Origin of the sequence: Pseudomonas sp. DY-1 (assembly GCF_003626975.1) — a bacterium.
Lineage (GTDB): Bacteria > Pseudomonadota > Gammaproteobacteria > Pseudomonadales > Pseudomonadaceae > Metapseudomonas.
Genome location: NZ_CP032616.1, coordinates 4,761,280 through 4,775,086 on the forward strand (window position 1 = coordinate 4,761,280; position 13,807 = coordinate 4,775,086).

Here is a 13,807-nt window from a genome sequence, read left to right on the forward strand (position 1 = left end):
GATGAACAGGTATTGATCTGTCATCCCCACGGCGAAAGCCGGGCTTCGGGCCCGGCTTTCCGGTTTGTGGCCAATTCATAACTACAGTCCATCAGGGCAACTGCCAACGTGAACACCCCGACCAGCTACTCGCCGTCCATCCCGGTCGCCTTCGACCAGCGCGTTCTCGGCACGCGCGACCTGTTTTCCCTCTGGTTCTCCCTCGGCCTCGGCCTGATGGTGCTGCAGACCGGCGCCCTGCTGGCGCCCGGCCTCGGTACCAGCGACGCGTTGCTAGCCATTTTCCTCGGCACTGGAGTCGGCGTACTGCTGCTCGGGGCGGCAGCGATGATTGGCAGCGACACCGGCCTTGCCTCCATGGCGTCGATGAAGCTCAGCCTCGGCTCGGCTGGCGCGACCTTGCCGGCCTTCCTCAACCTGCTGCAACTCGTGGGCTGGGGTGCCTTCGAGATCATCGTGATGCGCGATGCGGCCAGTCTGCTGATCATGCGGGGCCTGGGCGAGGACAGCCTGTGGGCTTCACCGACCCTCTGGACCCTGGTGTTCGGCGCCTTGGTCACTCTGCTCGCGGTAGCCGGTCCGCTCGCCTTCGTACGTCGCATCCTGCGCCGTTGGGGCATCTGGCTGCTGCTGGGAGCCTGCATCTGGCTGACCTGGGACCTTATCAAGCGTGCTGATTTCGCGGCCCTGATGGCGCGGGCCGGCGATGGCTCCATGTCTTTCGCACTGGGCTTCGATATCGCCATCGCCATGCCGCTGTCCTGGTTGCCACTGATTGCCGACTACTCGCGCTTCGGCCGTCGTGGTGGCGGTGTATTCGTCGGTTCGGCACTGGGCTTCTTCATCGGTTGCCTGTGGCTGATGGGGCTGGGGGTGGCCTACACCCTGGCGTTCGCCGAGGGTGGCGATGCCAATGCACTGCTGCTGGCCCTGGCCGGCGCGGGCATGGGAATCCCGCTGTTGCTGATTCTGCTGGATGAGTCGGAAAAGGCCTTTGCCGATATCCACTCGGCGGCGGTGTCCAGCGGCATCCTGCTGCCGCTTAAGGTAGAGCAGCTGGCGCTTGCCATCGGCTTGCTCTGCACGCTGATCGCCTGGTTCGCGCCGCTGGCCGAGTATCAGAACTTCCTGCTGCTGATCGGCTCGGTGTTTGCGCCGCTGTTCGGTGTGGTGCTGGTTGATCACTTCATTCTGCGCCGCCGCCGCGCCGAGCTGGCGCCGCGCGTTGCATTGCGCTGGGACACGCTGCTGGCCTGGGGTTGCGGCGTAGTGATCTATCACCTGTTGGCCAATCGTTGGCCGGAGCTGGGTGCAACCCTGCCGGCGCTGTTGGCCGCTGGCGGGTTGCAAATGCTGCTGGGACGCTTCAGCCGCGTCCGGGGAAATACTGGGGCTTCAGTATTCCGTTGAGCTGCGGGTAGGGGATGCGAATCTCCGGGTGCCCGCTGGAGTAAGGCGCGATGCTGTACACGTCGTACTTGAGCAGCATGGCGCCGTAGCCGAGGCCGACGTTGGCGGTGCGCTCGAACGGCCAGGTCTTGATGAAGTCTGGATCCTGGTCGAACTTGTTGGCCGCCAACCAGCGGAGGTGGGCCTCTTCGGCGACCTTCCAAAAGGCGTCTTCCTGGCCTGGAAGCAGCATGTCGCCGAGGCTCAGCGGCTTCTCCAGTTTGCGGTCGTAGTTGATGAAACCGCGGCCAGGCATGCCATGGGCGCCGCCGGTGAACAGGTAGCTGGACAGTTCCACCAACACGAGTTTGTCGTGCTGTTCCAGTACCTTGGCTTGCAGGTAGCTGCTCCAGCCCGGTTCGGCGCTGGCGAGGAAGTCCTTCTCGTAGGATTCGAGCGAAGCCGGAAGCGGCTCGCCGGGGCTGTTCTGGGTCATCTGCAGCAGGCGCTGGTTGATCAGCGAATTGAGCTGCGGCTCATCGGCGAAACTGATGGTGTCGATGTTCACCAGCGGGCAGGTCTCGCCCTGGCAGCCGGGTTTCAGGTGTTCCCAGGCGTGGCGCTGCGGTTCCAGTTTGTCGCTGCCACCGGGTAGCATCTGGCAGGCACTGAGGAGGGCGCCGAGGCTGGCGGCGGCGAGGAGTCTGGCGAGGGGCATCGGCTTCATCTTCAGGGGCAATTCCGGAAAAGTGCAGGCTTCGACTGCCGCTGGGGCCATGAGTTCGCGTATCCCCGGGCAGCCTTTCGCCGCGCATCTTCCCAGTCTGTGCCTCGTCTGCAAAGAGGCTGCAGCCTGTACGACCAAGGCGTAGGATGCGCGAATCAAAGCCTTCCGAAGCAGTGAGACCGTCCCATGACCGAAACCTTCAAACCGGGCCCCGACGCTGTCGAGATGGTCGAACGAGAAACCTGTTTCCAGGGTTTCTACCGCCTGGACCGCCTGAGTCTGCGCCACCGACTGTTCTCCGGCGACATGGGGCCGGTCATCCATCGGGAACTCTTCGTCCGTCATGATGCTGTCTGTGTACTGCCCTATGATCCGCAACGGGATGCCGTGGTGCTGATCGAGCAATTCCGCGTCGGCGCCTTCGGCAAGAGCGAAAGCCCCTGGCTGCTGGAATTGGTGGCGGGGCTGATCGACAAGGACGAGGAGCCGGAAGAGGTCGCCCGTCGGGAAGCCGTCGAAGAAGCCGATCTGCAGTTGACTTCGTTGTGGCCGATCACCACCTACTATCCTTCACCAGGGGGCTCCAACGAGCGCGTGCATCTGTACCTCGGACGTTGCGACAGCAGCGGCGCGGGAGGCGTACACGGGCTGGCGGAGGAGGGCGAAGATATCCGCGTGCATGTACTGTCGCTGGAAGACGCCCTGGCCCTGATGCGTGAAGGGCGGCTGGACAATGCCGCAAGTATGCTGGCCCTGCAGTGGCTGGCGCTGAACCGTACCGAAGTCAGGGGGTTGTGGACGTGAATCTGTTGCGCGATCGCTACCGGGTCGACCTCGTTGGGCTGCAAGCAGCCTGCGAGGCGAACTACGCGCGCCTGATGCGTCTGCTCCCGCAGATGCGCGAGGTTCGTGGTTCCCGACGCGTCGCGCTGAGCCAGGGCGAGCGCCTGCTTGGTGTATTGGCTCTGGAAGTGGTCGAAGCCTGTCCCTATACCACCACGCTGCAGGTGCGCCAGGAGCACAGCCTACCCTGGCTGCCGTCGCCGCAACTGGAAGTGCGCGTCTACCATGACGCGCGCATGGCGGAAGTGGTCGGTGCCGAGAATGCACGGCGATTCCGCAGCGTGTATTCCTATCCAAACGCTGACATGCACCAGCCCGACGAGAAGAGCCAGCTCAATCTCTTCCTCGGCGAGTGGTTGAGCCATTGCCTGGCCTGTGGCCACGAACTGGAACCGGTCGTCCTCTAGTCTCTGGACGAGACTCACCTGTGATCGACAGTCTTTCCTGCAAGGTCCCGCTTTTGTCCGGAAGGCCTGCGACTGGTCGGCCAGGTTGATCCGCAGCCGCTAACTGTGAACCATTCCCGCTTCGCGGGTTTACCCATTGCGCGCGCAACAACCATAATCGGAACACCTTGCCCGAGGAGAAGGCCTTGCCCAATCCATTCCCCCCTGCCGCTGACGAGTCGGTGCTGCTGGTGCAGCTTTCCGACAGCCACCTGTTCGCCGAGGCGGACGGCAAGCTGCTGGGCATGGAGACCCGTGACAGCTTGCGGCGGGTGATCGACCAGGTACTGCAGGAGCAGCCACGCATCGACCTGGTACTGGCCACGGGCGACCTCTCCCAGGACGGCTCGGTCGAGTCCTACGAGGCATTTCGGGATCTGACTGCAAGTATTCCCGCGGCTGCCCGCTGGTTCCCCGGCAACCACGATGAAGTCCCGGTTATGCGCGATGTGTGCGCCGGTACTGCCGAGCTGGAACCCATCGTCGACTTCCCCCACTGGCGCCTGATATTGCTGGACTCCACCATCGCCGGTGCCGTCCCCGGACATTTCCCCGACGAGCAACTGGCGTTCCTGGAAAGCGCCCTGGAAGGTGCCGGCGAGCGCCATGTCCTGGTCAGCTTCCATCATCATCCGGTACCCATCGGTTGCACCTGGATGGACCCGATCGGTGTGCGCAACGCCGACAGCCTGTTCGCCGTCCTGGATCGTTATCCACAGGTGCGGGCGCTGCTCTGGGGCCATGTCCACCAGGAGTTCGACCAGGTCCGCAATGGTGTGCGCTTGCTGGCGTCGCCATCCACTTGTGTGCAGTTCGCGCCAGGCAGCGAGGACTTCTGCGTGGGCAGCGAGGCGCCGGGATACCGCTGGTTGCGCCTGATCCGTGATGGCAGCATCGAAACCGGCGTTTCGCGGGTCATCGGGATCACGTTCGAAGTGGATTACAGCATCAAGGGTTATTGACCTTCGCGCCGTGGCACGGCAAGAAGTACAACTTTCCCTAGATCGCCAGGAAACCGTGTGGCCAGTTCGCAACCCAGCCTTCTCTATATCCACGGCTTCAACAGCTCGCCGTCGTCACTCAAGGCGCGCCAGCTCAGCTCGCTCATGCAGGGCCTCGGCCTGATCGAGCGTCTGCGGGTTCCGGCCCTGCATCATCATCCCCGACTGGCCCTCGGCCAGCTTGAGGCCGCTATCGCCGAACTGGGGCGCCCGGTGCTGGTCGGCAGCTCACTGGGCGGCTACTATGCGACCCACTTGGCCGAGCGCCACGGCCTGAAGGCCGTGCTGATCAACCCCGCGGTCGCCCCGCACCGGTTGTTCGACGGCCAGCTTGGCCCACAGAAGAACTACTACAGCGACGAAACCTGGGAGCTGACGCTGGAGCATGTGATGGCGCTGGCCGAACTGGAAGTGCCACCACCACAGGACCCGGTTCGTTACCAGGTGTGGTTGCAGACGGCCGACGAAACCCTCGACTACCGTCAGGCGGAGCGCTACTACCGCGCCTGTGCCTTGCGTATCGAAGCGGGCGGCGACCACGGTTTCCAGAACTTCCCTGCCCATCTGCCCGCCTTGCTGGCTTTTGCCGGCTTTCCCGCGCAGCTGTGGCGTGACATCGACTTTTCCGACCTCTGACTGAAAGGGAATCCATGGCTACTTACAACGCGGATGCCATCGAAGTCCTCTCCGGCCTCGATCCGGTGCGCAAGCGTCCAGGGATGTACACCGACACCTCCCGACCCAATCACCTGGCCCAGGAAGTCATCGACAACAGCGTGGACGAGGCCCTGGCAGGCCACGCCCGTAGCGTGCAGGTGATCCTCCATGAGGACAACTCGCTGCAGGTCATCGACGACGGCCGCGGCATGCCGGTGGACATCCACCCCGAAGAAGGGGTGCCCGGTGTCGAACTGATCCTCACCAAGCTGCACGCCGGCGGCAAGTTCTCGAACAAGAACTACCAGTTCTCCGGTGGCCTCCATGGCGTGGGCATCTCGGTGGTGAACGCCCTGTCCACGCGCGTCGAAGTGCGCGTCAAGCGCGAGGGCAGCGAATACATGATGACCTTCGCCGATGGCTTCAAGGCCAGCGAGTTGGAAGTCATCGGCAGCGTCGGCAAGCGCAATACTGGCACCAGCGTCCATTTCTGGCCGGATGCCAAGTATTTCGACTCCCACAAGTTCTCCGTCAGCCGCCTCAAGCATGTGCTCAAGGCCAAGGCCGTGCTTTGCCCGGGGCTGTCTGTCACCTTCGAGGACAAGGCCAGCGGCGAGCGCGTGGAATGGCATTTCGAAGATGGCCTGCGTTCTTACCTGGTGGATGCCGTCAGCGAATTCGAGCGACTGCCGAACGAACCTTTCTGCGGCAGCCTGGCCGGTAACAAGGAAGCCGTGGATTGGGCGCTGCTCTGGCTGCCCGAGGGTGGCGACAGCGTTCAGGAAAGCTACGTCAACCTGATCCCGACCGCCCAGGGCGGTACCCATGTCAACGGCCTGCGCCAGGGCCTGCTGGACGCCATGCGCGAGTTCTGCGAGTTCCGCAACCTGCTGCCGCGCGGGGTCAAGCTGGCACCCGAGGACGTCTGGGAGCGCATCGCTTTCGTCCTCTCGATGAAAATGCAGGAGCCGCAGTTCTCCGGCCAGACCAAGGAGCGCCTGTCCTCCCGCGAGGCGGCAGCCTTCGTCTCGGGCGTGGTCAAGGATGCCTTCAGCCTGTGGCTCAACGAGCACCCGGATCTGGGTATGCAGCTGGCGGAACTGGCGATCAGCAATGCCGGCCGCCGACTCAAGGCGGGCAAGAAAGTCGAGCGCAAGAAAATCACCCAGGGGCCGGCGCTACCCGGCAAGCTGGCGGATTGTGCTGGCCAGGACCCGATGCGATCCGAGCTCTTCCTGGTGGAAGGTGACTCAGCCGGCGGTTCGGCGAAGCAGGCACGGGACAAGGAATTCCAGGCGATCATGCCGTTGCGCGGGAAGATCCTGAATACCTGGGAAGTGGACGGCGGCGAAGTGCTGGCCTCCCAGGAAGTGCATGACATCGCAGTCGCCATTGGCGTCGATCCTGGCGCGTCCGACCTCAGCCAGCTGCGCTATGGCAAGGTCTGCATCCTTGCCGACGCCGACTCCGACGGCCTGCACATCGCCACGCTGCTGTGCGCGCTGTTCGTGCGCCACTTCCGCCAGTTGGTAGAAGCCGGACACGTCTATGTGGCGATGCCGCCGCTGTTCCGTATCGACCTGGGCAAGGAAATCTATTACGCCCTGGACGAGGCCGAGCGCGACGGCATTCTCGATCGCCTGGTGGCCGAAAAGAAACGTGGCAAGCCGCAGGTCACCCGATTCAAGGGCCTGGGCGAGATGAACCCGCCGCAGCTGCGCGAAACCACCATGGACCCGAACACTCGTCGCCTCGTCCAGCTGACCCTCGAAGACGCGGAAGGCACGGTGGAGGTCATGGACATGCTGCTTGCGAAGAAACGCGCTGGTGATCGCAAGTCCTGGCTCGAGTCCAAGGGCAACCTGGCCGAGGTCATGGTGTGAGGGGAGTCCTTTTCCTCCTCGGTCTGTTGTCCTGTGCACCGCTCTGGGCCGCCGGCGATCCGGAACAACTGAGGCTGGCCTTCGAGTACCCGGTGGAAGGCATGCCCCAAGGCAACCTCTCCGGGCTGGCCCGCTGCGGTGACGACCTGATGGCGGTTTCCGACCGGGTAGATAGCCAGCTGTACCGGCTCAAACCCATAGGTGGCGTACTCCAGGCCGAGGCCGAGACCTTCCATGCGCCGCCGCCACCGCCGAGCAGCCTGCCCTGGGGCGTGCGTGCGCGTTCCTGGGCCATCAGCATGCTGCGGGGCAACGACCTGGATTTTGAAGGCATCAGCTGCGATGCCGTCGGCAATCGCTACCTGGTGAGCGAGGCCAATGCGGCGGTGCTGCAGCTGCCGGTGGCTGGTGAGCCCAATTGGTTGCTGTTGCCGGACAACCTGGTCCGCCAGGCCCGCGCCAGTGGCATGCTGCTGCACTTCAATGCCCTGCTTGAAGGCATTGCCGTCGATCCCAAGGGCGAGCGCCTCTGGCTTGCCGCCGAGCGCGAGCGGCGGGGGCTGATGGTGGTTCACAAGCAGCAGTCCACCTGGCGTTGCACCGGCGGTTGCGTGATCTTCAGCGAGGCGGGTACTGAGCGTCCGCCAGCGCCCATCGGCAGCGAGCAGCAGATGCCACGGGATTTCTCCGACGTTGCCTTCCATGAAGAGAAACTCTTCACCCTGGAGCGCCTGGCGCATCAGATCTGCCGGCGCAAGCCGAACAATGGCGAAGTCGAGCGTTGCTGGTCCTTTGCCGAGGAAGCACTGGCCGATACCCGTCGATACGGTGTGCCTTTCGGAGTGGCCGAGGGGCTGTGGATAGATGCCGAAGGAGCCTGGGTCGGCCTCGACAACGGTGGCAAGGCCCGCGCCGACGGCGAGCGTCGCCCCATTGTCTGGCGCTTCACCGCGCCCAAGGGCGGCTGGAGCGCGAAATGACCACACAGACGCCGGGCAAACGAGCAGGAAGGGTAATGCTGGTGCTCGCCTGGGGCATCGGCCTGATCCTGGCTACGCGTTATTTCGGTGTCTGGGAGGACCGCCAGCACAATCCCAATCGCGCGCCCGAATCGGTGCATGGCGACGGCTACGTGGAAGTGCGCCTGGCCAGCAGCCGCCAGGGGCACTATCTGCTCGACGGCCGTATCGACGGCCAGGGCGTGACCTTCCTGCTCGATACTGGCGCCACCCAGGTGGCAATACCCGCCCGGCTGGGCGAGCGCCTTGGCCTGAAGCCTGGCGCGGCGGTCACCCTGAGCACCGCCAACGGCCGAGTCACCGGCCACCGCACCCAGCTGCAGGACCTGCGCCTGGGTGACATCCGCCTGACCCAGGTGCCCGCGATCATAGTTCCGGGCATGGACGGCGAAGAGGTGCTGCTTGGTATGAGCGCCCTCAAACAACTCGAATTCACCCAGCGCGACGGCACCCTGGTGCTGCGCCAAGTCACTTCTCCGTGAGGCACGCATGAGCGAATCCCTCGATCTGAGCCTGGAAGGCGTTGAGCGCCGCTCCTTGGCCGACTTCACCGAACAGGCCTACCTCAACTACTCCATGTACGTGATCATGGACCGCGCCCTGCCGCATATTGGCGACGGTCTGAAGCCCGTACAGCGTCGCATCATCTACGCCATGAGCGAGTTGGGCCTGGACGCCGACTCCAAGCACAAGAAGTCGGCGCGTACCGTCGGCGACGTGCTCGGCAAGTTCCACCCCCATGGCGACTCCGCCTGCTACGAGGCCATGGTGCTGATGGCCCAGCCTTTCAGCTACCGCTACACCCTGGTCGACGGCCAGGGCAACTGGGGTGCGCCGGACGATCCCAAGTCATTCGCTGCCATGCGTTACACCGAGGCGCGCCTGTCGCGCTACTCGGAAGTGTTGTTGACCGAGCTGGGCCAGGGCACTGTGGACTGGGTACCGAACTTCGACGGTACCCTGAACGAGCCGGCGACCCTGCCGGCGCGCCTGCCCAACTTGCTGCTGAACGGCACCACCGGCATCGCCGTGGGCATGGCTACCGACGTACCGCCGCACAACCTGCGGGAAGTGGCCGCTGCCTGCGTGCGCCTGCTGGATGAGCCGAACGCCACCGTGGAGCAGCTCTGCGAACACATCCTCGGTCCGGACTTCCCCACCGAAGCCGAAGTCATCACCCCGCGCGCCGAACTGCTGAAGATCTACGAGTCAGGTCGCGGCTCGGTGCGCATGCGTGCCGTATACCGTGTTGAGGACGGCGACATCGTCGTCACCGCTCTGCCGCACCAGGTCTCCGGTTCCAAGGTGCTGGAGCAGATCGCCGGCCAGATGCAGGCCAAGAAGCTGCCGATGGTGGCCGACCTGCGTGACGAATCGGATCACGAGAACCCCACCCGCATCGTCATCATCCCGCGCTCCAATCGCGTGGATGCCGACGAGCTGATGCAGCATCTGTTTGCCACCACCGACCTGGAGTCCAGCTACCGGGTCAACACCAACGTCATCGGTCTGGACGGCAAGCCCCAGGTCAAGGACCTGCGCACCCTGCTCAGCGAATGGCTGACTTACCGAATCGGTACCGTTCGTCGCCGCCTGCAGTTCCGCCTGGACAAGGTAGAGAAGCGCCTGCACCTGTTGGACGGCTTGCTGGTCGCTTTCCTCAACCTGGACGAAGTGATTCACATCATCCGTACCGAGGACCAGCCCAAGCCGGTCCTGATGGCGCGTTTCGAACTCAGCGAAATCCAGGCGGACTACATCCTCGACACTCGTCTGCGTCAGCTAGCGCGCCTCGAGGAGATGAAGATCCGTGGCGAGCAGGACGAGCTGCTTAAGGAACAGAAGAAGCTGCTGGCACTGCTGGGCAGTGATACCAAGCTGAAGAAACTGGTGCGTGACGAGCTGATCAAGGATGCCGAAACCTATGGCGACGACCGTCGTTCGCCGATAGTCGCCCGTGCCGAAGCCCGTGCTTTGTCTGAAACCGAGCTGATGCCCACCGAGCCGGTGACCGTCGTGTTGTCCGAAAAGGGCTGGGTGCGCTGCGCCAAAGGCCACGATATCGATGCAACTGGCCTGTCCTACAAGGCGGGTGATGGCTTCAAGGCGGCAGCGCCCGGTCGCTCGAACCAGTACGCGGTGTTTATCGACTCCACCGGGCGCAGCTACTCGCTGGCGGCCCATTCACTGCCTTCGGCGCGAGGTCAGGGCGAGCCGCTCACCGGTCGTCTGACGCCGCCTCCGGGCGCCAGCTTCGACTGCGTGATGCTCCCAGAGGACGACGCCACCTATGTCATCGCCTCGGATGCCGGCTACGGATTCGTGGTCAAAGGGGCGGACCTGCAGGCCAAGAACAAGGCCGGCAAGGCCCTTCTGAGTCTGCCCAATGGCGCCAAGGTGGTGGCTCCGCGGCCAGTACAGAGTGTCGAGGATGACTGGCTGGCAGCGGTGACTACCGAAGGTCGGCTGCTGCTGTTCAAGGTGGCCGACCTGCCGCAACTGGCCAAGGGTAAGGGCAACAAGATCATTGGTATCCCGGGAGATCGTGTCGCCAGCCGCGAGGAGTACCTGACCGACCTGGCAGTCCTGCCGTCTGGTGCGACCCTGGTCCTGCAGGCCGGCAAACGCACCCTTTCGCTCAAAGCTGACGACCTTGAGCACTACAAGGGTGAGCGCGGACGTCGTGGCAACAAGCTGCCGCGTGGTTTCCAGCGAGTCGATGCGCTGCAGGTGGAACCGCTGGCCTGACGCTGACGGCGGCGAATTGACGTGTTGCTATGGAGTCCTGCGTCACATTGACGGATGATATGTCCCCTCGCCATTCAGTGGTGGTGGCGAGGACGAATGAATTCGACTGCAGGCTGCCCACAAGGCGGCCGTGGGTGAGATTGATGACCGTGCGTTTTCCCCTGGCTTTGATGCTGGTGAGCCTCCTTGGCCTTGCTGGTTGTGTGCATAGCCCCTCCATTCCGATGTTTCAGCTGGACGCGGGCACCCCGGAGGTGCCCTCAAAGAAGGCTGGGATGCAAGTACTGCTCGGCCCGGTAACCGTGGCCGATTACCTTCAGCGCGAAACGCTTCTGCAGCGCCAGCCCGATGGCAGCCTGACCGCGGCGCCGGATGGCCGCTGGGCCGGCAGCCTGGCAGCGGATATCGATCAGGTGCTGCTACGTCAGCTGTCCTGGCGTCTGGATAGCCAGCGCCTGGTGCTGGCGCCCGGCAATCCTGGCTTTACGCCTGAAGTGCAGGTTCTGCTGACCATCAGCCGCCTGGACTCGGGCCCGCAACGCCCGGCTGTGCTGGAGGCCCAATGGCGCCTGCTGGATCGTGCAGGTCAACTGCGTGATAGCCGCCTGGTGCGCCTCGAAGAGGCCCATGCCGGTACCGCTGCCGATCAGGTGCGCGCGCAGAGCAAGTTGCTGCAGCAACTTGCAGAGCAGCTTGCTGCCGCGGTGAAACCCCTTGAAGGCCAGCCGGTTGTCGTCGAGGCGCCGCGCAAGCCCGCAGCCCCAGCGGCCCCGGCCAAGGCCAAGGAACCGCAGCCGCCGAAGATTCCCATGGCGGCGCCAGTGCGCACGGACGTGGAAGTCTTCCGCTTCTGATTTCAGGATCATGAAAAAGCCCGCTGATGCGGGCTTTTTCATGGGCGTTCGCCAGCTTTTTTGCCGTATTTCGTGACCAGACCGCGCACCGCTAAACCACTGATAGCCAGAGCGCCGCAGGGTAACCACACCCAAAGAGCCTCGGATTGCAGTACATCGAGCCCTCGCCGGGAAACGAAGCCAGCGATAAAGGGAGAAACCTCGATGGGGCGCCACGGCAGGAAGTAACGCTCCAGGTCCCACGGCCAGAGCCAGGCGACGCCCAGCCCGCCATCGGTCAATGCATCCAGCAGGCTGTGGCTGAAGGTGGCGAAGAAGATGAACAGTGCTGCCTTGGCTGGCCCGCATTGCAGTCCACGGAAAATGACTGCGGCGAATAGCCCGCAAAGAGAAGCGAACAGCAAGGAATGACTGAAACCGCGATGCCCGAAGGCGTCTGCGTAGGCGATGCCCAACTTGAAGGCCAGCACGTCAGCATCCGGGACGCAGGCGAAGATCAGCCCGGCTATCAGTAGCCGGGGCGGAATGATCCGTCTGCCCAAGGCAAGGCCAACGGCCAGCACGGGCAGGGGATGAGTAATCAGCGTGGTCATGGCCTGTCCTTGGCCGGATCGTCAGTGCCGTGCTGTTTCGTGCATGCGCGCCAACTGGCGCTCCAGCAGCGACGGATAGGGTTCCAGCAGGCGTTCGACGCAGCAGGCGCCTTCCGGGCTGGTGATGGAGCGGATGCGCGCACGCTGACGGACCAGTTCGTCGTCGGCGATGGCGCGCTCCACCAGCAGCAGGTTGCGGCTGTGCTGGCTCAGCGCCAGGGCGTTTTGGGTAGTGTCGTTGAGCAGAAGGTCGCCTTGGCCGAGGCCGGAAAGGTCATCACCCAGGGTTAGACCGAGTTGCAGTTGCAGGGTGATGCCGCTGTCGGCGACTTCGATTTGCAGGGCGTGACCCAGGGCACGCATGAGCTCGCCGCAGCAGAGGGCATGGGTGAGGTAATCCTCGCCGCCGTCCTGGCTGTGGAAAAGCATCAGGCTGCTGCCATCGTTCAGGGTCAGCAACTGACCGTGATAAAGGCGGGCCGCATGGTCGAGGCAGTCACGATAGCGTTGTAGCAGGTCCATCAATCGCGAGCGCGGCAGGCGGCGCAGTTGGTCCTGGGCACCCAGCTGGATGGCCAGGACTGCACTGTGCTGAGGCTCCTGCTGGATGACCGGGGCGGGAGTCGGGGCCGGTTCGGCCAACTCCTCACGCAGGTCGGCGAAGGGATCCTCGTCGTCCGGGGTGAACAGCTTGCTCGGCGTTTCGTCCTCGCCATCGAAGCTGTCATCACGTAGGTCGCGGACCTCGAACTGATCCTCGTCGTTCTGTTCTTCGTCCGGATAGTCTTCGTCTGCTTCGGCGAAGTCCTCTTCAGGGATTGGATCCAGCTCCGGCTCGGGCTCCGGTTTCTCCGGTACTAGGCGGGCTTGCAACTGGCGGGCGAGATCACCGATCTCGTCCTGGCGACCGGCACCTGGGGCAGGGTCGTCGGGGTCGCGCAGCCACACGCGCAGTTGCAGCAGCGGCGTGGAGATATGGCGGCCGAGGCGCAGGCTCAGGGACAGGGTCAACGCCAGCAGGATCAGGCTGAGCAGCCCCATGCTCTGCAGGCTGATGGTCATGGGCTGCTGGAACTGCTCCATGTCCAGGCTCAGACGCAGGTGGCCGGCAATTACTTCCTGAAAGGTGATGGGCGTGGAGTACAGGCCCTCGGTTTCTCCCAGCAGGCCCTGTTTGGGGCGCGAGCCGGCCTCGGCGAGGATGCGGTTATCCACGCTGTAGATGGCCGCGTGGGCAACCAGTGGATTCTTCACCAGGTTACTGAGCAGCACGTTGAGGCTGAGGATGTCGTTGGACACCAACAGCTCTGTGGCAGATGCGGCGGTTTGCGCCGTCAGGCTCTGGCCCAGTGCGTCGGCCTGCTGCTGCATGGCCTGCTTGAACTGCATGCCCATGACCCAGGCGTAGATCACCAGCGCCAGCGCTACCAGGAGCAGGCTATGGCTGGCGATGCGCAAGGCGATCGGCACGCGGCGCTGGCGCAGGGCGTGGAAGATCAGCAGGAAGAAGTTGTCGGGTTTGACAGGCGTGGGCCGGTTCACAGAGCGCGGCTCTTCTCGGACGAAATTGTGGCGCAGTATAGCGAGCGACCCTTGCAGGGCAAAGCGCCGGGCATGCTGCGAGTGCTGCGAAAGTGGGTAGAATGT

13 protein-coding genes are annotated in these 13,807 nt (G+C 63.9%); 10 read left to right on the top strand and 3 right to left on the bottom strand.

Annotated elements, in window-relative coordinates:
- Window positions 1-108 precede the first annotated feature (108 nt).
- Window positions 109-1,410 (top strand): putative hydroxymethylpyrimidine transporter CytX, encoded by a 1,302-nt coding sequence (gene cytX, locus D6Z43_RS22365; RefSeq protein ID WP_120654215.1) that lies wholly within the window; start codon window positions 109-111, stop codon window positions 1,408-1,410.
- Here the strand turns inward: cytX and D6Z43_RS22370 are convergent.
- A complete protein-coding gene (locus tag D6Z43_RS22370) occupies window positions 1,367-2,107 on the bottom strand; it encodes a DUF3298 and DUF4163 domain-containing protein (RefSeq protein ID WP_120655337.1) in 741 nt (246 codons plus the stop codon). The genes cytX and D6Z43_RS22370 overlap by 44 nt on opposite strands.
- 195 nt (window positions 2,108-2,302) lie before the next feature.
- Between D6Z43_RS22370 and D6Z43_RS22375 the strand changes: the two genes are divergently transcribed.
- From D6Z43_RS22375 to D6Z43_RS22415, 9 genes are all read left to right on the top strand, one after another.
- Window positions 2,303-2,920, top strand: coding sequence for an NUDIX domain-containing protein (locus D6Z43_RS22375; protein ID WP_120654216.1), 618 nt, complete (start codon window positions 2,303-2,305; stop codon window positions 2,918-2,920).
- Entirely contained in the window at window positions 2,911-3,366 is a 456-nt protein-coding gene (locus D6Z43_RS22380; protein WP_120654217.1) for a DUF1249 domain-containing protein, read from the top strand. Before D6Z43_RS22375 ends, D6Z43_RS22380 begins: the two co-directional genes overlap by 10 nt.
- A gap of 185 nt (window positions 3,367-3,551) precedes the next feature.
- On the top strand, window positions 3,552-4,367 hold the full coding sequence (cpdA, locus tag D6Z43_RS22385) for a 3',5'-cyclic-AMP phosphodiesterase (RefSeq protein ID WP_120654218.1): 816 nt from the start codon (window positions 3,552-3,554) through the stop codon (window positions 4,365-4,367).
- Between the two features lie 57 nt (window positions 4,368-4,424).
- A complete protein-coding gene (locus D6Z43_RS22390; RefSeq protein ID WP_120654219.1) occupies window positions 4,425-5,042 on the top strand; it encodes a YqiA/YcfP family alpha/beta fold hydrolase in 618 nt (205 codons plus the stop codon).
- A 14-nt stretch (window positions 5,043-5,056) separates the two neighbouring features.
- Window positions 5,057-6,946 (top strand): DNA topoisomerase IV subunit B, encoded by a 1,890-nt coding sequence (parE, locus tag D6Z43_RS22395; RefSeq protein WP_120654220.1) that lies wholly within the window; start codon window positions 5,057-5,059, stop codon window positions 6,944-6,946.
- Entirely contained in the window at window positions 6,943-7,926 is a 984-nt protein-coding gene (locus D6Z43_RS22400) for an esterase-like activity of phytase family protein (RefSeq protein ID WP_120654221.1), read from the top strand. Before parE ends, D6Z43_RS22400 begins: the two co-directional genes overlap by 4 nt.
- On the top strand, window positions 7,923-8,447 hold the full coding sequence (locus D6Z43_RS22405) for a TIGR02281 family clan AA aspartic protease (RefSeq protein WP_120654222.1): 525 nt from the start codon (window positions 7,923-7,925) through the stop codon (window positions 8,445-8,447). The genes D6Z43_RS22400 and D6Z43_RS22405 overlap by 4 nt, the downstream gene beginning before the upstream one ends.
- A gap of 7 nt (window positions 8,448-8,454) precedes the next feature.
- The gene (parC, locus tag D6Z43_RS22410) at window positions 8,455-10,713 is read left to right on the top strand and encodes a DNA topoisomerase IV subunit A (RefSeq protein WP_120654223.1); all 2,259 of its coding nucleotides are present in this window, start codon (window positions 8,455-8,457) and stop codon (window positions 10,711-10,713) included.
- Window positions 10,714-10,853: 140 nt separating this feature from the next.
- Window positions 10,854-11,567 (top strand): membrane integrity-associated transporter subunit PqiC, encoded by a 714-nt coding sequence (locus D6Z43_RS22415; RefSeq protein ID WP_120655338.1) that lies wholly within the window; start codon window positions 10,854-10,856, stop codon window positions 11,565-11,567.
- 38 nt (window positions 11,568-11,605) lie between these two features.
- Here the strand turns inward: D6Z43_RS22415 and D6Z43_RS22420 are convergent, their stop codons facing one another.
- Window positions 11,606-12,160, bottom strand: coding sequence for a metal-dependent hydrolase (locus D6Z43_RS22420; protein WP_120654224.1), 555 nt, complete (start codon window positions 12,158-12,160; stop codon window positions 11,606-11,608).
- Window positions 12,161-12,181: 21 nt separating this feature from the next.
- Window positions 12,182-13,702, bottom strand: coding sequence for an AhpA/YtjB family protein (locus D6Z43_RS22425; protein WP_120654225.1), 1,521 nt, complete (start codon window positions 13,700-13,702; stop codon window positions 12,182-12,184).
- Between the last annotated feature and the right edge of the window lie 105 nt (window positions 13,703-13,807).